The sequence below is a fragment of the Pseudomonas cerasi genome (assembly GCF_900074915.1).
Classification (GTDB): Bacteria; Pseudomonadota; Gammaproteobacteria; order Pseudomonadales; family Pseudomonadaceae; genus Aquipseudomonas; species Aquipseudomonas cerasi.
On record NZ_LT222319.1, the window covers coordinates 760,975 to 779,850 of the forward strand.

At 58.2% G+C, this 18,876-nt stretch carries 17 protein-coding genes; 5 read left to right on the top strand and 12 right to left on the bottom strand.

The features are described from left to right. Positions 1–226: 226 nt before the first annotated feature. On the bottom strand, positions 227–451 hold the full coding sequence (locus PCPL58_RS05925; RefSeq protein WP_024662187.1) for a hypothetical protein: 225 nt from the start codon (positions 449–451) through the stop codon (positions 227–229). Positions 452–808: 357 nt separating this feature from the next. Here PCPL58_RS05925 and PCPL58_RS05930 point away from each other — a divergent pair, with 357 nt between their 5' ends. Genes PCPL58_RS05930 through PCPL58_RS05940 form a run of 3 tightly spaced genes read left to right on the top strand, consistent with a single transcriptional unit; the run spans position 809 to position 5,573 of the window. Then, positions 809–2,065, top strand: coding sequence for an HlyD family secretion protein (locus PCPL58_RS05930; RefSeq protein ID WP_024662186.1), 1,257 nt, complete (start codon positions 809–811; stop codon positions 2,063–2,065). Then, on the top strand, positions 2,062–4,212 hold the full coding sequence (locus tag PCPL58_RS05935; RefSeq protein WP_065349025.1) for a peptidase domain-containing ABC transporter: 2,151 nt from the start codon (positions 2,062–2,064) through the stop codon (positions 4,210–4,212). The genes PCPL58_RS05930 and PCPL58_RS05935 overlap by 4 nt, the downstream gene beginning before the upstream one ends. Next, a complete protein-coding gene (locus PCPL58_RS05940) occupies positions 4,212–5,573 on the top strand; it encodes a TolC family protein (protein WP_065349026.1) in 1,362 nt (453 codons plus the stop codon). Before PCPL58_RS05935 ends, PCPL58_RS05940 begins: the two co-directional genes overlap by 1 nt. 15 nt (positions 5,574–5,588) lie before the next feature. Here PCPL58_RS05940 and PCPL58_RS05945 read toward each other — a convergent pair whose 3' ends face one another. Beyond that, the gene (locus tag PCPL58_RS05945; protein ID WP_003430766.1) at positions 5,589–6,212 is read right to left on the bottom strand and encodes a response regulator; all 624 of its coding nucleotides are present in this window, start codon (positions 6,210–6,212) and stop codon (positions 5,589–5,591) included. A gap of 249 nt (positions 6,213–6,461) precedes the next feature. On the opposite strand from PCPL58_RS05945, the gene PCPL58_RS05950 reads away from it, so the two are divergent. Beyond that, a complete protein-coding gene (locus PCPL58_RS05950; RefSeq protein WP_065349027.1) occupies positions 6,462–8,075 on the top strand; it encodes an ATP-binding response regulator in 1,614 nt (537 codons plus the stop codon). A 22-nt stretch (positions 8,076–8,097) separates the two neighbouring features. Here the strand turns inward: PCPL58_RS05950 and PCPL58_RS05955 are convergent, their stop codons facing one another. From PCPL58_RS05955 to PCPL58_RS06000, 10 genes are all read right to left on the bottom strand, one after another. Then, positions 8,098–8,292, bottom strand: a complete 195-nt coding sequence (locus tag PCPL58_RS05955; protein WP_003371208.1) for a hypothetical protein — start codon at positions 8,290–8,292, stop codon at positions 8,098–8,100. Position 8,293: 1 nt separating this feature from the next. After that, positions 8,294–8,485 (bottom strand): hypothetical protein, encoded by a 192-nt coding sequence (locus tag PCPL58_RS05960; RefSeq protein ID WP_003430765.1) that lies wholly within the window; start codon positions 8,483–8,485, stop codon positions 8,294–8,296. Between the two features lie 64 nt (positions 8,486–8,549). Continuing rightward, entirely contained in the window at positions 8,550–8,765 is a 216-nt protein-coding gene (locus PCPL58_RS05965; protein ID WP_232002893.1) for a class IIb bacteriocin, lactobin A/cerein 7B family, read from the bottom strand. Positions 8,766–8,952: 187 nt separating this feature from the next. Then, on the bottom strand, positions 8,953–10,083 hold the full coding sequence (locus tag PCPL58_RS05970; protein WP_065349028.1) for a M20 family metallopeptidase: 1,131 nt from the start codon (positions 10,081–10,083) through the stop codon (positions 8,953–8,955). A gap of 12 nt (positions 10,084–10,095) precedes the next feature. Further along, positions 10,096–10,851 (bottom strand): glutamine amidotransferase, encoded by a 756-nt coding sequence (locus tag PCPL58_RS05975; RefSeq protein ID WP_003430764.1) that lies wholly within the window; start codon positions 10,849–10,851, stop codon positions 10,096–10,098. Further along, positions 10,848–11,963 (bottom strand): phosphotriesterase family protein, encoded by a 1,116-nt coding sequence (locus PCPL58_RS05980; protein ID WP_044310429.1) that lies wholly within the window; start codon positions 11,961–11,963, stop codon positions 10,848–10,850. Before PCPL58_RS05980 ends, PCPL58_RS05975 begins: the two co-directional genes overlap by 4 nt. Further along, the gene (locus PCPL58_RS05985) at positions 11,960–12,979 is read right to left on the bottom strand and encodes an ABC transporter permease (RefSeq protein WP_065349029.1); all 1,020 of its coding nucleotides are present in this window, start codon (positions 12,977–12,979) and stop codon (positions 11,960–11,962) included. The genes PCPL58_RS05980 and PCPL58_RS05985 overlap by 4 nt, the downstream gene beginning before the upstream one ends. Positions 12,980–12,993: 14 nt before the next feature. After that, entirely contained in the window at positions 12,994–13,770 is a 777-nt protein-coding gene (locus PCPL58_RS05990) for an ATP-binding cassette domain-containing protein (RefSeq protein WP_065349030.1), read from the bottom strand. 10 nt (positions 13,771–13,780) lie between these two features. Next, a complete protein-coding gene (locus PCPL58_RS05995; RefSeq protein WP_003371225.1) occupies positions 13,781–14,725 on the bottom strand; it encodes a substrate-binding domain-containing protein in 945 nt (314 codons plus the stop codon). Positions 14,726–14,983: 258 nt separating this feature from the next. After that, positions 14,984–15,997 (bottom strand): LacI family DNA-binding transcriptional regulator, encoded by a 1,014-nt coding sequence (locus PCPL58_RS06000; RefSeq protein ID WP_003430758.1) that lies wholly within the window; start codon positions 15,995–15,997, stop codon positions 14,984–14,986. Between the two features lie 706 nt (positions 15,998–16,703). On the opposite strand from PCPL58_RS06000, the gene PCPL58_RS06005 reads away from it, so the two are divergent. Next, positions 16,704–18,809 carry an NUDIX hydrolase gene (locus tag PCPL58_RS06005; protein WP_162273807.1) on the top strand — a complete coding sequence of 702 codons (2,106 nt, stop codon included), beginning with the start codon at positions 16,704–16,706 and terminating at the stop codon, positions 18,807–18,809. Positions 18,810–18,876 lie beyond the last annotated feature (67 nt).

Genomic DNA, 18,876 nt, shown 5'->3' on the forward strand with positions numbered 1-18,876 from the left:
AAGAAACGGGGCGGGATGCGCGTCCAGTCAGCATGCTCTTTACATCATGTAGCGTCGAACGCGACCTCGGCCGCTCCGCGACTGCTTTTGCCTTGCCTGACCTTCGCGCCGGCGTTTCGTCCAGAACCTGGCAATGTCGGCGCGCTGTATAACGCAGGCTTTAGATGTTCGTGAGTACGGAACCCGGAGGCAGTCCGGGTCCTGTCACTTGCATGCGATGGCCTTATCAGTTCTGCCAGGTGGTGTAATAAATTGGAATACCGCGCGAGTTGGTGATAGAGGCGTAGTTATAGCCGGGGGCAAACGACTCGCCGCCTGCGAAGGTATAACCAAAAGCACTGAACTCAATACCGCCTCCCACGCAGTCCAGCTCTGCCTCGTTCAACAGTCGAACTGCCTGACCGGTATGAAGCGTTTCGTGTGCTTTTTTTGGGTTAATTGCTTGAGTCATCGCGTCATTTCCTCTAAGCGGGTCATTGAAAAGTCAAGTCTTCCGTAGCAGCGACCTACGGCAGAGAGCGTTATTAAAATCATCCCCTGACGCGAGTAGCAATAGTACACATGAGCTATCTGTGCCGCTGTCTTTTGGCGACTAGTTCATGTGTGCTATTGAGGTGGTCGGTCGCCAACGCTTTAATACGTCGCGCTTTAAATACGGTGACGTTCAGTCGGTCGGTGCAGGGTTTGCCCGTTACTCATGTGACGGCTATATGAAACTGTCCGGCTTCTATTCGCCCCTCTCTTTAAATACTGTCGAGCCCTGTGGTTTCTTATGGCGCATTCCTGATGATCGACGCGATGCATATTTATGCTCTTTCGACCTGAAGCGCTCGCCGCTCAGAAGCGCAGCACGCTGGGTACGGTCTTGTTGATCAGCCCGGTATCGATGCGCCTGGCAGCCGCCGTCGCGCTACTGTTCTGCATCTGCATGGGGCTGTTTCTGACTTTCGCTACATACACCAAACGTACGGCGGCGAGCGGTGTGGTGCTGCCTGAAACAGGTCTGATCAGGATTTATGCGCCGCAAGCCGGGGTGGTCAACAACCTGGGCATCAGCGAAGGGCAGCCGGTGAATGCCGACGCTGTGTTGATGGCGTTGTCCAGCGATACGCAAAACGGCGAAGCGGGCGGTGCGCAACGGGCGATCAGCCTCTCGATCAAACGACGTCAGGAAAGCCTGACTCAGGAGATCGACAAGACCCTGGCCCTGCATCAGCAGGAGTTGGAAGGCAAAAAGCGTCAAGTCGAAGCGTTGGAAACCGAACAGCAGAAAATACTCGCGCAAATCGACCTGGCGCGTCAGCGGCTGGCGTTAACCAAAGGGATTGCCGAACGCTACGCCAATCTGCAACGCCAGGATTATGTGTCCCGTGATCAGCTTCAGGAAAAAGAAGACGCCGTGCTGGACATGCGCCTGCGTGGTGAAGAGCTGAATCGCTCGCTGCTGACAGTGCGCGCCGAAAGCACCAGGCTGCGCGCGGAGCTGGTCGAGTTGCCGTTCAACCACAGCAAGCAACTAGCCGATCTGCAACGCAGGCTGGCCGAGAATCAGGACCAGTTGGTCGAAAGTGAAACCAAACGGGAGGTCCTGATTACTGCACCAACGGCCGGTGAGGCAACCGCCATCGCGGTCTCCAACGGCTCACGGGTCGACAGTGCGCGGCCGCTCCTGAGCATCGTGCCTGCCAATGCAAAGCTGCACGCGGAGTTGTATCTGCCCAGTCGCTCGGTGGGCTTCGTGCGCGCTGGCGATACCGTGATGTTGCGTTACCAAGCCTATCCCTATCAGCGCTTCGGCCTGCAGCCGGGCAGGGTGTCGTCGATTTCACGTACTGCATTGCCTGCTGAGGAAGTCATGACGCTGGGCAATGTTTCCGAGCAGATGCGCGAGCAAGGCCCTTTCTATCGGGTCACGGTCGCGCTGGCGTCACAAGTCATCGAGGGTCAGGGCAAACGCGAGCGCTTGCGCTCCGGCATGCAGCTTGACGCCGACATCATGCAGGAAAAGCTGCCGCTCTATGAGTGGCTGCTCGAGCCTTTGCGCGGAATAGGAAAACGCCTTTGAACCTCAAAAATGCGTTCACTTTCGGGGTTGGAACCAAACTGCCGGTGGTGTTGCAGACCGAAGCCACTGAATGCGGTCTGGCGTGCATGGCCATGATTGCCCGTTACCATGGACAGCACATCGACCTTTTTTCTCTGCGTAAGCGCCTTTCGCCGTCGATGAAAGGCGTGAACCTCAAGCAACTGATCAGCATGGCCGCGCAACTCGGGCTTGGCAGCCGGGCATTGCGCGTTGAACTGAGTGCGCTGGGTCAACTGCAACTGCCTTGTGTGCTGCACTGGAACTTTAATCACTTCGTGGTGCTCAGGGAGGTTACGGCGTACGGCGTGGTGCTGCACGATCCTGCGCGTGGCCTGTGCAAGCTGTCTCTGGATGAGGTGTCGGCGGCCTTTACCGGCGTGGCGCTGGAGGTGTGGCCCGAGAGTGATTTCCAGCCAGTGGCTGCCCGGCCGCCGATTTCGTTGCGCAAGTTGCTGGGGCGAGTGCACGGGTTTGGCCGGGTGCTCACCCACGTGCTGCTGTTGGCACTGGCGCTGGAGCTGTGCACTATTCTCAGCCCGTTTTTCATGCAGACCGTGATCGACAAGGTGCTGGTCAGCGCTGATCTGGATCTGCTGGCGGTGCTGGCCATCGGCTTCGGCATTCTGTTGATCATGCAGCATACCGTTGCGCTGGCCCGTGGGTGGGCGCTTATGTACCTGAGTACAATGCTCGGTGCGCAGTGGCAGATTAATGTGTTCACTCATCTGCTGCGTTTGCCAGTAGCGTTTTTCGAGCGCCGCCATCTTGGCGATATCGTCTCGCGCTTCGGCTCTCTGAAGTCGATCCAGCAGACAGTCACCACGTCGTTCATTGAAGCCATACTCGACGGGCTGATGACGGTCATTACGCTGGGACTGATGATCGCTTACAGCCCTAAACTGGCGTTGGTAGCCGTGGTGGCGATGGTGATTTATGCCTTGGCGCGCTGGGCATGGTTCGGGCCGTTGCGGCGTGCCAGCGAGAATCAGCTGGTCCATGCGGCTCGTCAACAATCACACTTTCTGGAAAGCGTGCGCGGCGTGCGCACCATCAAGCTTTTCAATCGTCCTGAGCAGCGTTGCAGCGCCTGGAGCGCCTTGCTGGTGGAGGAAATCAACGCCGGCTTGCACCCCCAGAAACTGCAACTGGCTTATCGCACCTTCAACGGCGTACTGTTCGGGCTGGTGACGATCATTGTGATCTGGCTGGGCGCCACGCTGGTGCTGGAGGGGCAGTTCAGTGCCGGGATGCTGATTGCATTCAACTCGTACAAAGAGCAGTTCAACGGCCGCGTCGCCGCGCTGATCGACAAGATCGTCGACGTGATCATGCTGCGCCTGCATGGTGAGCGTCTAGCCGACATTGTGCTGCAGGACGCCGAGCCGGTTTCGGGACTGGATGGGTCGGATGACGCCAGCAGTGAGAACGTGCCCAGCCTTGAAGTACGTGATGTACGCTTTCGCTATTCCGAGTACGAACCTTACGTGCTGGATGGTGTGTCGATCCATGTTCGCGCTGGCGAGTCGGTCGCCATCGTCGGTCCGTCGGGTGGCGGCAAAAGCACTTTGCTCAACGTCATGCTCGGCATCCTGGCACCCAGCGCCGGTAGTGTTCTGCTGGATGGACAGCCGGTCGGGCCTGATCATGTCAGCAGGCTGCGGCGCCTGACCGGCACGGTACTTCAGGATGATGTGCTGTTCGCCGGGTCGATTGGCGACAACATCAGCTTTTTCGAGACCAGTGCCGACCAGCAATGGATTGAGCAGTGTGCACGGCTGGCCGCTGTCCACGATGACATCGCCCAGATGCCGATGGGCTACAACACGCTGGTGGGTGACATGGGGACTGTATTGTCCGGCGGTCAGAAGCAGCGGGTATTGCTGGCCCGGGCGCTTTATAAAAGACCGCAGTTGCTGTTTCTCGATGAAGCGACCAGCCATCTGGACATTACTCGCGAAGCGGCGGTCAATCAGGCGCTTGAGACGCTGAACATCACCCGGATCATTGTCGCCCACCGACCGGAAACCATTCGATCGGCGGATCGGGTCGTGGCGCTGGCCAATGGTCGAATTGCCTACGACGGCCCCGTGCTCGGAGAGCCTTCAGCGCAGGGCTCCGAGCCGTGATGCGCCGTGTCGGCAAATGGGCCTTGTCGAGCGTCGCCGGTATATTGCTGGCGTCGCTGTGCATGGCGGATAACCGCGTACCGGCGTGCCCTGGTTCCAGTCGGCTTCCCGATACCCTGAACCTCGCGACGGCGGTGTCTGTCGCGTTGTGTGCCGATCCCAAGTTGCGTGAAGCGTGGCTGACCGAGCTGGCGCGTCAAGCGGAGATGGACGCCGAGCATTCGGCCTACTACCCGACCGTGGAAGGGCAGTTTCAAAAAGGCCGGGCCGGCAAGACCACGCGTTATCCGGGGTTCTCCGAAGCCAATTCAAGACTGGACGCCAGTACCAGCATCTACGGCGTGAACATGAGCTGGGTGCTATTTGACTTCGGTCTTCGCGCCGCAAAAGTCGAAAGTGCCCGGCAATTATTGAACGCCGCCAGTAGCAGCCGCATTGAGGAAGTGCAGAAGTCGATGCTTGCCACCGCCAGAGTCTTTTACCAGGTGCAGGCCAACACCGCGCTGTTGCAGGCCAAAGTCAGTGCAGAACGTCTTGCCGACAACAGCTTGAAAGCTGCTGACGCGAAATACCGTGCTGGCGCCGGTGAGCAGACTGATCGTCTGCAGGCACAATCCGATTTTGCCGAAGCGCAGCTGGATCGAGTGATGGCGGAAGGCGACCTGGCAGCGGCGCGCGGCGAATTGGCCAGCCAGCTCGGGTTATCACCCGGTGCCCCGCTCAAACTGGTTGCGTTGGATGAGCCGGGCAGTGAGGACGTAGCATTTCTGGGGGACGTCAATGCATTGATGGAGCAGGCCAGGGCGCTGCATCCCTCGATAGAAAAAGCCCGTGCGGACTGGGCGGCGAGTCAGGCAAGAGTTGATGAGGCGAAAGCTCAGAGCCGACCCTCCATCTCGCTGTTCAGTAACTACAGTCGCCAGGATACGCCCATCGAGCAGGTTTCCACCCGTCAGGAGATAGACACCTGGACAATCGGTGTGCAAATCACGGTGCCGATTTTCGATGGCTTTCTCAATCGGCGCAGGGCGAAGGCTGCCAGTTACGAAAGCGCTGCTCGCGAACAGGCGTTGCATGAGGTTGAAAACAGTATTGCGTTGAGCGTCTGGAAGAGTCAGCAGGCGCTGGAATCCAGAACCCGGGCACTGGCCATCAGTCGTCTGTTTGTCGAGAGTGCGAGCAAGTCTTATGAAATTGCCCAAGGGCGTTACAAAGCCGGGGTGGGCAGTATTCTCGAGCTTCTGCGCTCGCAGAATGATCTGGCCTTAGCGACTCAGAAACGTGTGGAATCGTTGGTCAACTGGCATAACGCCAAGCTGCAACTGGCATCTGACCTTGGCAGTCTGAACATCGACGACTGAACGTTTTTCAAGCACTTACTTGATCGCCAGGCTGGAGAATTGCGCTGCGGCGGCCGCTCGGGTGGACACGCCCAGCACCTTGAGCAGGCTAGAAACATGTATACGCACAGTGAAAGGCGAGATACCCAGATCCTTGGCGATTTCCTTGTTGGTTTTACCGGCAGCCACCAGGCCAAGTACTTGTTTCTGACGGGCAGTAAGAGGGCTTAGCGCATTAACGGCCGATTCGTTGAAAATTGATCCTTCAGACTTGTACTTGACGACGACTTCGCCCTGACGGATAGCGACGATGGAGTCGGTTATTTCCTGCGGGTCGATGTTCTTGCCGATAAAGCCATCAGCGCCGTTCAACATGACTTGGGAGATGGTCTCCGGATCATCGATCATCGAGACCACGATGATCGAGGTGCGTCGGAACTCATTGCGCAGTTCGGCGATGGTGTGCATCGACTCCAGACCGGGAAAGCGCAGGTCGAGAATCAGTGTGTCAACTTCGTCACCGGAGCGCGCCAGCGTCAGCACTTCATTGAAATTGCCGGCTTGCTCAATGAGTGCTTCTGGCAGTAGACGTTCGATGGTGCGCAACATGCCTTCGCGAAATAAGGGGTGGTCGTCAGCCACTATGATTCTGCACGCCATGCCTCTGCTTCCGAATTTTTAGTCGGGTTATCATACTCGATAGCAACAATATGTATCGCCTGTGATACAAAATTAGAGTCATTATTTACGCGCTGCCGCGACACTCTGGAAAGGCCGGTTTGCAGGACGCCAATCAGATGATGGTGGCGACTGAAGTGTAATTAAGTTGCCGTGCAAAATGGCACACCACAAGCCTGTACTGCGCACGATCCCAAGCGGTATGAGTTCGCAGTAAATCGAGGTGCGTTGATGGACGACCGGAAAAACGCTGAACGGGGTCAGGCAACGCTGAGGCTGATCGTGGCAACCTGCGCGATCATCTATGTGTCGCTGGTGGGGTTTCTGCCTGGGCTCGATGTAGCGAAGTATCAACCGATCATTCTCTATTACGTCGCCTTTCTGGTGGTGTCTCTGATTCTGCGCCAGCACATCATCACTTACCCGGGTGTTTTTCCGGTGCGCCGTGTCTTCGGGATGGTGCATGACTACACCGCAATTTCCGTCGGCCTGGTCGTGGGTGGTGAAGCAACGCTGCCGATTTTCAGTGTGATGGTCTGGGTGACCCTGGGTAACGGTATGCGCTTCGGCTCGCGTTATCTGGCGATTGCAGCCTCGCTCGCGCTGCTGGCGATATTGATCATCTATCAATTGACGCCTTACTGGCAGGCGCAACCATTTGTGGTACTGATGCTGATCGCTGTCACAATTCTGGTGACCGGCTACGCTCACATTTTGTTGGTAAGGGCTCGGCAGGCGTCAGAGCAGGCGACTGTCGCCAACCGTGAAAAAGAGCGTTTTCTCGCCCAGGCGAGCCATGATCTGCGCCAGCCCATTCACTCCATCGGCATGTTCACTGCGTGCCTGCGCGCCAGCCCGCTTGGCGAATACGAGCGGCAACTGGTCGACAACATCGATCGTTCCCTGCACAACCTTTCGCAGTTGTTTCGCTCGATTCTGGATATCTACACGCTGGACAGCGGCAAGGTGTCGGCCAAGTCGGACGTGGTCAATCTGGGCGACATGCTCAATGAAATCGTGCAGCAAAATACGGCGGCTGCCCGATGGGCCGGCGTGGAGTTGAGAGTCCGGCCTTGTCGACGCTGGGTCAGAGTCGATGCCACATTGCTTGCCACGATGGTGCAGAACATTCTGTCCAATGCACTCAAATATGCCCCCGAGCACCCGGTGCTGATCGGTGTGCGTCGCCGCAACGGTGGCTTGTCGATCAGCGTGCACGATCAGGGGCGTGGCATTGCGGCGGAGCATCTGCCCAAAGTCTGCGACGAGTTTTACCGTATCCGGCATGTGCGCGACAAGGACGTGGAAGGCGTAGGGCTGGGGTTGTCCATCGTCAAGCGACTCAGTCAGATTCTGGAAGTACAGATCACTATCGATTCGCGGGTCAACCGCGGCACCACGGTGACCATTCACGGACTTGAAGAAGTGAGTGCTCCGGTACAGCCTGTGCGCAGAAAACCATTGGGCGACAGCCTGCTTAAAGGCGTCAGGATCTGTCTGGTGGAAGACGACCGCAACGTGCTGATGGCCACCGCCGCTTTGTTGGAACGATGGGGGTGCGAAGTCCAGACCGCGCTTTCAGCCGAGGGCCTGACTACCAATTGCGACATCATCGTCGCCGATTATGATCTGGGTACGACGGCCAACGGCCTTGATTGCATCGAAAGCATAAGGGCTGCCCGAGGCTGGGACGTACCGGCACTCATCGTCACCGGGCGAGAGATGGACGTCGTTCTTGAATCGTTGCATGGCGCGGAAGTGTCCGTACTGTCCAAGCCGCTGCGACCATCGGAATTGCGCCTGAACCTGTTGTCGGTTCGCGAGAGGCGGGTGAATGTGCCCTGATCTGGCCAGGGCACACAGGGCATCAACCAATGAATGGCCCACGAATGTCTGACGGTGGAGGCACGTCAGGGAATGGATAGACGCAGACCGGATCAGGCTTGATCACGCCAACACCGGGTACCGGCATGATGGTGAAATCGGCACCACCGGACACCCGCTGCAATTCGGCATCTGTCAGTTCATGAGTGTTAATGGTTTCTAGGGGCCGGGACATCATGTCAACTCTCCTGGTCGCTATGAGCGTTTTCACTGAGGCCGCCAACAGCGACAGCTGCAAACATGCCGGCGAATCCAATGTAGCTCCATTGAAAGTCCAGGCTGGCGGCGATCAGAAAAGAAACCGCTGTGAGCCAGAACAGTAATGACGAATTGACGGCTTTCCCAAATACCTTATAACGATCGGATGTCATAGGGTTCTCCTAATTACTGCATAAGTGCCTGTAGCACAGTGTTCACGCAGCATGACAAAACGTGTTATTGCGCCATCTGGTAGCTTTGGAACGCATCAAAAGCGCTGACAGCTGCCACACCGGCCAGTATCACTCCGGCACCGACCTCAGTCGCAGGCGCCAGAGCGGTAGCCGCCACCACCACACCAATGGCCGCAACGCCTTCGCCGGTGCTCATGCCACCGTTGATCTGTGACATTTCCTGCTCGTTGAGTTCGCGCATCATCAATTCTTTATTCATGGAACATTACCTTTTTATGGAGTCAGTTACTACCTGACGGGTAAGTAAGCCGATGCTCGTCAAGGCTGTTCAGGCACAGCCTGTTCCGCGCTAAAGGCAGCGACAATACTCAACGAGTGCGCAGTTAAATCAAATAGTGCAGGTGTGCTAAACGGCACGCACTGGCAGAGTTGCGCAACGCTCCGCATCACACGTGCAGGGCTGTCCAGTCTTCGATCAATCCGGCATACAACTCGACGCATTGGTGAAGTTTGTCGACTTCACAATACTCATCGACCTTGTGCGCCATAGCGGGCTCCCCCGGGCCGAGAATAAGGGTGGGCGGATAGCCGATGGCGGGGAGCAGCACGGCAGCATCGGTAAAGTAGGGCACTGCCTTTTCCTCCAGGGGAGCGTCATGCAAGGCCTGGCAGCGTGCAAAAACCTGTTGCACCCAAGGCTCGTCGGGGCTGGCACAAATACCAGGCAGATCAATCAGGGTGCTCAACTCCGCGCTGCTGCCGAGGTGGGCCGCCAGCCGTCCGCGAATCTCATCGTGGTCCAGATTCGGTGCAGTGCGCAGGTCCAGGGTGAACGCTGCGTAGTCCGGCACCGAATTAATGTTCAGGCCGCCGCTGATGGTGCCGACGTTCAGCGTCGGCTTGCGCATGAGCGGATGTGCAGGGCCTACTTCAAAGGTCTGCGCGCGGCCAATGTGTTCGGCGGCCAGGTAGATAGCGTTCACGCCTTCTTCCGGCATGGCGCCGTGGGCCGTCAGGCCATGGCTGGCGCAGCGCAGCCATAACGCGCCTTTGTGCCCGAGTATCGGGTAGTTGGCCGTCGGCTCTCCGATCAGCAGTGCGCCCAGTTCACCGAGCAAGTGGGGCGCGTCACTGCACAGTGCCTTGGCGCCGTTACAGCCGGTTTCCTCTCCGCCGGTGAGTATCAGGCGAACGCCGGGCCCGCGCCGAATGGAATCACGGCTGCGCTGGCAGGCCACGATGAAGGCGGCAATGCCCGCTTTCATGTCGCTGGATCCTCGCCCGTACAGCCGGCCTTCGACAATCTCACCGGCAAACGGCGAGTGACTCCAGGTGGCATTGCCGAGCGGTACGGTATCCAGATGGCCGGTAAACCCCAGCGGTTTGCCGGGGCCGTCGCCCTCAAGCCAGGCGACCAGATTGAAACGGCGCTCACCGAAACGCTGCAGCTCGCAGACAAAACCGTGGCGGCTCAGCTGCTCGGCAAGAAAAGCCGCACACGCTTCCTCGTCGCCCGGCGGGTTGAGGGTCTGGAACGCTAACAGTGCACGGGTCAGGGCTATCGGGTCATCGAGCATCGGAGCCTCCGGTCAGGTACGGCGGGTCAGCCAGTCGAGGCTGTTGATCCAGAAGCGGCGATAGCCTTCCCAGTCGAGAAAAGCTTCCGGCAGCCAGTGTTCGGAAAGGTCGCTGGTCCAGGCCAGAGAGCGTCCGGCACCGACTTCGCGCGCGGCAAGCAGCGGGTGCCGAGAGCCTTCGACGGTGGCCAGCAATTGAGCTTCGGGATGCAACTCAACTTCGTTGTAGCCAAGCAGGTACGGCCATTCGCCGCCCAGGCCTTGCAGTATCGGGTGATCGCTGTTGATCTGCGGCAGAAAGCCTTCCGGCACTTCGACACGATCGTCGTAAGGCAGGCAGCGCACAGGCAAGACTTCCTCGACAGGCGTTCCGCGGTAGCGCGCGCCGCCGTTGATGCCTTGAAAGCTGAAGTAGCCGCCGACCATCATCAATGCACCGCCCTGCAAGACGTATTCGCGAAGGGCTTTGAGGCGGTTGGGCGTACGCTTGCCACGCAGCCAGGTGTCCGGGTGCAGCAGCAGGGTATTGGCTCCGATGTCGGAGAGGATCACCGCCTGATACTGACTGAGTGCTTCAACCGTGGCCGGAAAGTCAGTCTGTGCCTGATCGGCGCACATCTGCGTGATCTGATAGTCGCTGTCTGCCATCGCCGCAAGCAAACGCCGTGCGCCATTGTGCGCGGTGACGCTGTCGAACTGATCGAAGCCCTTGATGTGGGTTGACGTGCTGACCCATGATTCGCCAGCCAGCAATACGGACTGTTTCATGACGTTGCATTCCTCTGCGATGAAAAAGGAGCCTGGAAGCCGCGCTGGAAGACCCGGCGCGGGTTGTCGATCAAAAGGTTTTCGAGTTGTTCACCGGTAACGCCATGACGGCGCAGGCGCGGGACAAAGTGTTTCAGCAGGTAGCCATAACCATGGCCGCCATAGCGAGTCAGCATGGTTTTCAGAAAGACGTCCTGAGACAACAGCACCTGCGAGCCGAAGCCGTGCTCGATCAGAGCGACGATGGCCCGCGCGTTTTCTTCATCGCTGGGCGACTGCGCGTGCTCGTCGGCGAAGTAGTAACCCATGCCGATCATGTCGTATTCCAGAAACGCGCCGCGTGCCGCCAGCGCATGCTGATACGCAGGGTCGCTGTGGCTCGGGTTCATGTGGCACAGCACCGTATGGCGCAGGTCGGCGCCTTCAGCCTCAACGATGTCCAGTACCCGATGGCCGAGGCGCTCCCAGCCAGGCAGGTGCACCGAGAGCGGCACGCCGGTCGCAGCACTTGCACGGGCTGCGGCGCGCAGTGATTTTTCTTCGTCAGCCGTGAACGCGGCAGAAACACCAATCTCGCCGATCAGGCCGGCAATCACCTCGGGCTTCTCTTCACCGCCGCCCACGTCATGAATGATCTGCTCCGCCAGTTGTTCAACCGAGCGTTCGTGCACGTAATGCGGGTGCGAGGGTTCCAGATAGAAACCGGCACCCATGATGATATTCAGGCCGGTGAGACGGGAAATCCGCTGCAAGGCCTGCGGGTCGCGGCCGATGCCCAGGTTGGTCGGATCGACCACCGTTTCCCCGCCCAGCGCCCGGTACTTCAGCAGTTCTTCGCACGCGAGGTCGACATCGAACAACTGACAATTGTCGCGGCTGACCAGCGGGTTCATGTGCAGCTCGCCGAGCAGTTCGATGCTCACCGGGCGCTCGGCCAGGTGCCGTTCGCCGCAGCAACTGGGTGCGACCCATTTGCCCGATGCGTCGAGCAGAATGTGTTCGTGCATCAGGGTGACGCCAAGGCGCTCGACCGGCATTGGCCCCAGCACCGTCATGGCATGGCCGCTGTCGACGCCGAGTGGAAGGGGTGAAGGATGACGAAACAGGCTCATGCTCCAGCCCTCCCGAGTGGGCGGCCGGTACGTAGAATGCGTGTGTTCAGCCAGATCGCCAGCAGTACGATCAGGCCCGTGGCGATTTGCGTGTAGAACGGTGAGACGTGGGCCAGAATCAGCCCGTTCTTGATCGCTGCCATGGTCAGTACCCCCAACAGTGTGCCGACAATCGTGCCGAAGCCACCGAACAGGCTGGTGCTGCCGAGGACCACGGCGGCAATCACTTCCAGTTCGAAACCTTCGCCCTGATTCGAGGAGCCACTGCCCAGCCTGGCCGTGACGATCATGCCGGCCAGGGCGGCCGCCATGCCACTGAGCATGTAGACCCGCAGCAGCACCCCGCGATGATTCACCCCGGCACGGCGCACGCTTTCAGCGTTGGCACCGATACCCGTGAGGTAGCGGCCAAAGCGCATTTTGCCGAGCACCAACACCCCGCCCAGTGTGACCAGCAAGGCCAGCCAGGCGGTCAGCGGCACGCCGAGAAACCAGCCGCGACCCAAGGCCAGAAACGCTGCTTCCTCGTGTGGAACGGGGATCGAATAGCCTTGCGTCAGCAGCATCGCCAGGCCACGAATAATGGTCAGGGTGGCCAGGGTGACGATAAAGGCCGGGATGCCCGCGTAGGCGATGAAGTAGCCGTTCAGCGCCCCGATCATCGCGCCGACGGCAAGCCCGCCTAGCAGAACCAGCGGCCAGGGCAAATGCCAGGCATTGAGTGCCATGGCTGCCAGCGCACCGACCAGCGCCAGGGTCGAGCCAACGGACAGGTCGATGCCGCCGGTGGTGACCACCAGCGTCATCGCCACCGCGACAATCAGTAACGGCGCGTTTTGCCGGATAACGTTGAGCAGGTTGGCACCGCTTAAAAAGTTATCGGTCACCAGCGCGAACAGCACAAAGCACAGGGCGAAAAACAGGCCGATGCTGACCACGCCGGGAAAGTCGTGCAGCAGGCGCTTGAACAGCGACTGCGGCAGAATGCGTTGGCGCGTGAGATCGAGCGTTTTCATGGCGTCATATCCTTTCAGGCGCTAGCGGAGCGGGCAGTGAATTTGTGCCCGACGATGAGTTCGACGACCTCGTTGAGGTCGGTGTCGGCGATCCTTCGCTCGGCCAGATTGGCGCCGTCATACATCACCATGAGGCGGTCACAGACCAGAAACAGGTCCTGCAACCTGTGGGTGATCAGAATCACGCTGACGCCTTGGCGGCTGATGGTACGAATCAACTCCAGCACCGCTTCGACTTCGGCTACCGCGAGGGCAGCGGTGGGCTCGTCCATGATCAGAACCTTAGGCCCGAAGGCTGCCGCGCGGGCAATCGCAACGGCCTGGCGCTGGCCACCGGAAAGGTGTCGTACCTGCGCGCGGGTATCCGGAATGGTGATGCCCAATGCTTCAAGAATCTGCCGTGCTTCGCGGTGCATGCGCGTCTCATCGAGCAACGGCACGCCGAGCACGTGGCGCATCGGTTCGCGGCCCATGAAGAGGTTTCCGGCCACATCGACGGTGTCACACAGCGACAGGTCCTGATACACCATCTGGATATGGCAGCGCTGTGCATCTGCCGGACCGCTGAAACTGACTTCCTCGCCATCGATGGCGATTCGTCCGCTGGTGGGTAACTCCGCACCTGACAGAATCTTGGTCAGCGTGGATTTGCCTGCGCCGTTGTCGCCCACCAGCCCCAGCACTTCACCGGGCTGCAACAGCAGGTCGACACCGCGTAACGAGGCTATCGAGCCATAGTGTTTAGTGATGGCACTCATCTGTACCCGAGGCACTTCGCCAGGCGTCTGCATGCTGAGCCCCTTATTTGAATTCGGCGCGATAGGCTGCCAGGTTGGCTTTGGTCACCAGCGTGACGGGAATACTCTGTTCGCGAGCCACGGTTTTTCCGGACAACAGTGCCAGTGCCGACTCCACCGCCGTCTTGCCCATGGCCTGCGTGTTCTGTTGCACCACCACCGCGACAGAGCCGTCATCCAGACCCTGCACTGCCTGAGAGGACAGGTCCCACCCGAAAATCCTGACCCGCTCGCCCGCACCTTGCGACATGCTCGCGGCAACCGAGCCAATCAGGGCAGGTTCGCCAGTGGCATAAATGATCTGCAGATCAGGGTTGGCGGTCAGCAGGTTTTCCGCCGCCGCCTGGGCGGTGTCCTGCACATTGTTACCGTCGACGGTGTTGACGATCTTCGCCTGGCTGGCGGTCTTTGCCAGGCCCTCGCGGAAACCGTCCAGACGCAGATTCTGTACATAAGAGCCGAGGGCTCCCACCACGCCGATGCTTGCCTTGCCCGCCAGTTCGCGGTTGATGTATTCGCCGGTGTACTGGCCGATCTGTCGGGCTGCCTCGCGGTTATCCACGCCGACCTGTACGGCATTGTCGCCATTAATCACAGCGTCGATTGCCACCACCGGAATTCCCGCCTGCGCAGCTGCGGTGACCGCAGGCTTGATACCGTTGACGTCGATGGCGCAGACCAGAATGGCGTCGACCTTGTCCTGAATATAGGCCTCGATGGCGTCGTTCTGGGCTGACGGATTGTCGTTGGCGTTGAACACCACCAGCTCTGCTCCGGCAGCTTTCGCCGCAGCCTGTGCGCCCTGGGTAATCTGGGTGAAATACAGCGCCTGCTGGTTGACCTGCACCAGAGCCAGACGTTTGCCGGTCTGGGCCTGAATGATGGGTGACAACGCCAAGGCCAGAACAGCGCCGAGGGTCAGGGTGAAACGCTTGCTAAAACGCAGCATTGCCATCCTCCTAGTCTGTTTGCCGGTGCGGCAAATCAGATCGGTAAACCGGTTTACCAGCGGTTTCAAAAAAAAGACAAATGAGCTTTGTCTTCAGGTTTGAGAACTGGAGAAAGCAGATTGTGTGCCATTTTTTTCACGATCCCGGCCAGTCACCGTACGTCCTTGATGCGCCACAGTTTTCCGCAATCATCAGCTTTTCAGGATGCCGATGGCAGTGCACCGATTTAAGGCCGGGTGTTACTGGTTGCCCCGCAATCAGTCACTGCGCGTTGCTACCGTGCCCCGGCAGATCAACTCTACGGGTACGCGCACGACGTCCTGTGTACAGTCGCCGCCCGCCATGCGCTGCAGCAATTGCGCCACGCCGAGACGGCCAAGCTCCCTGGAGGACTGGCGGATGGTACACAGCGGCGGGGTTAGCAGGCTGGCGTACACGGCGTCATCGAAACCCACCAGCGACATGGCACCGGGCACGCTGATATTGCGCTCACGCAGGACATCGAGTACGCCCAGAGCGATGAAGTCACTGGCGGCGAAAATCGCCTCCGGAGGGTGGGGCAGGGTGAGCAGCTGAGCGGTTGCGATACGCCCGAACTCACGGCTGTAATCCCCGAAGCACAGGTATTCCGGCACCTCTGCGATGCCCGCCAGCGCCAGCGCCTCCCGGTAGCCGGCATAGCGCTCGCGGGCACTCATCAAGGCCGACGGCCCGGACACATGAGCGATGCGTCGATGGCCATGGCGGATCAGATAGTCAGTCGCCAGGCGACCACCCTGATGGTTGTCGGCGAACACTTTGGGCTGCGAGGTGCCGGGAACGTCTTCGTCGAGCAGAATGATATTGCGGTAGCTCGCCAACTGACTGGCCAGCGTGCCGTCGTCCGGACGGTTGCTGACCAGTAGCAAACCATCGACGTTACGTGAATCCAGCCAGCGCACAAAGGTGCTTTCACGTTCAAGCAGGTTGCGGGTGACACACAGCACTAGGTTATACCCGTTGGCGGACGCCTCTTCCTCGGCCGCGTCTGCCAGCTCGGCAAAAAACGGGTTGGCGATGTCCGGCAGCACCAGACCGATGGTCTCACTGCCGCCTTTGCTCAGGCGTCGGGCCAGACTGTTGCCCCGGTAGTCCAGCGCCTTGATCGCCGTGTCGATACGTTTCGCGGTCTCCGGCGGCAGGCTGATACTTCGATTCAGGTAGCGCGACACCGCAGCCTTGGAAAGGCCGGCATGGTTGGCGACATCCTGAAGTGTTACGGGTCTGGTCATGGCGGTCGGATTTTATACCTGAAAAACGAAGCATTGACGTGAGGTGCCGGTATCTTCTCATGCGTGCCCGAACAGCCCGACGATTTTCTCTGCGGGTGACGTCGAAAAAATCCATGTGGGGCGTTGGTCGGCCAGATCTCGTTAACCTTTTGCACGTTGGCGACACGCTCTGCTCGGGCAAATGTGTGCGGTCTGGAGCTTTTAGTGCGTCACTGAATATGGCGCATTATGTATATGTTGTCGCATGACTTATGTCTGATCACTTCACACACTACGATCACGCAAGTAGCTTAGGTATTCATTGCATTGGCTTTAAGACAATCGCCACGAATGTCGATCACTTACAGTGATGGTTCTCCATTGAAGAAGTCCCTCTTGTTTGCTTAATGGAACCGCACAGCACACTGCGACACTCATTTACTCAATTTTCCAGTAAATGCGGGCGATGAGTGTTTGCGATGAATGCCGTTCAGCCAATTATAAGTTCTGCTTATTTTCAATATTTTCTCGGTGATAGCAACTGGCTGCTTTCGGGGCGCTGTTCATTATCAGCAGGCGTTATCCATGAGTGGATCAACCCGAAAAGTGGCTATTTGCCTTTTGAGTATCGGCTGATGGCGTTCGAGTCTGATAACAGTCCTGATGCCTGTAACTCCAGGGACGAATGTTCATCGCGTGCCGCAAGACGAACGTTCAGGAGGGCTTAATGATAAATCCCGTAAAACACAATTTCAGTCACCTTGGGTTTTCAAACGCTCAAAGTACCTCAGCACTGGGGCCTGCCAGTAATAAAGTGCCCAACTTTGTTTCGCGAGGGCGAGGCAAGGGAGTTCCAGTGGAGCAATTCAATACTGTCGAAGAGTGTCGTTTGGCGGGGCGGCAGGACAGCGTACTGGATTCGATAGACGGCAAAGAGTTCATGCGACTGCTGCAGAAGTACACGGCCTCTGAAACAACCGAAGAAGAATTTGCCGACCTGAGGGCCGCCATACCGCGCTACTCCATTGAGTTGGCCGAGTCGGATCACCCTAAAGTGCTTTATCGGGGGATATCTCTGCATGATGAGACTGCGTCGCTGTTACTGAATACCTCCAAGGGTTACCGCAGTCGTGAAATAGCCCATGGTCTTATTCACGGCCTGCGCGTGGTTAAAGGCGTTTACACCGCGACCGGGGTGGCCAGTGCCTCGACAGTGTCAGCCGTTTCGCAAGGCTTTGCGCTGGTGAACGCGAACAGGAAAAAAGAAACACCGGTTCTTTTTGTACTGAAAGCGATGCCTGCCGTTCCCGCGCTCAACCACAGTGGTGCGAAGGGGGTGACACTCAGTGAGAGCCGGTTGCCGTTATCGGTGGCCAGCAAGAGTGAACATGAAGTCATTCTGGATATCACCAACCGGTACGAAATTACGCAGGCTCGCCGGAGCGGTGAGTTCATTGTCGTCGACATGACGGTTTTAGGACGGTCCAAGAGGGGAGGTGAATTCGCTCTCGTCGAGACTGACAAATGGAAACAACTCTCTGGCGCCAAGGGCTCTAATCCAGGTGGATTGTTTCAAGCGCCCAATGGCGTTAAGTGGTATGTGAAAACCAACCCGTCTGCCAATAGGCTTCGAAACGAGGTGCTTGCCTCCAGGCTGTACCGTGCCGCAGGAATCGATGTTCCTGACATAGAGCTGGCGTCCCGCAAAGGCAAGCCCGCACTGATTTCAAAACTGATAGTAGGGAACCCCAAAGACCTCGATACGCTGGCAAAAAATAGCCAGTTGAAGTGCGGCTTTGCTGTGGATGCCTGGCTGGCGAACTGGGATGTCATCGGTCTGACGGGGGACAATGTCATCTTCAATCACCGTAACAAACCTGTGCGCATCGACCTTGGCGGCGCGCTGGTCTTCCGCGCCCAAGGGGAGCACAAGGGTAATCAGTTCGGTACCACGCCAATGGAACTGGTCACGATGCTGTCTCGTGAAGACAATTCGTCCAGTCGCGTCTTTCGGAACATCGAGCGTAATGACATCCGCGAGGGTATTGCAGCGATAGAAAAAATACCGGATGCGCGTATTGCCGCACTTTGCGCAGAGCACGGTCCTGGCAATCACAGCGAACGCATTGAGCTCGGTAAAAGACTGATCAGTCGGAAGAAGTGGCTGGTCGATATGAAGCAGACGCTTCCTTATATTCATCGCCAAAAGAACGAGCGCGGCAATGTTGTCACTGTTAAAAATCCCACGTCTCCCAGCGCTTTGGATACGTGGCGTGATCGATACGCCACAGCCGTTTTTGTACCCCACAGCGCTGTCCGTGGCAGCATGAACAACCTGCCGTTCAGATCATTTACGCCCCCCAACACAATGGATGGCTGGCGCCGATTTACAACCCGGGCGGTCAACTTCACAGAGCCGGAATTTAAGCGTTCCCAGCACCTTGCTCCCGCCAGTGGAGCGATCATTTTTGAGCCCGACGGCAGGGTGTGGATCACCGAGCCGACCAATCACCCGTTCGGCGCAACGCACGCTTTTCCCAAGGGAAAGCAGGAAGCCGGTTTGAACTTGAGGACCAATGCACTCAAGGAAGTCTACGAAGAGACGGGGCTTCTGGTGAAGTTCCACGGCTTCATCGGTGACTACGATCGAACAACATCCCGAACTCGTTATTACCTTGCCAAACGGATCGATGGAACACCGTCCGATATGGGCTTTGAATCTCAAAGCGTCAAGCTGGCAAACATTACCGAGGCCAAAAGACTGCTACCCAACGCCGTGGATATTGCCATCTTGCGAGACGCAGAGCGGGCTTATCTAAAGGGCCCCTTTTAATGAATCTCCATCTGCTTGAGCGCTGACAGACGATAAAGAGGATTTCTGAAGCCCTGCACAAAAACCC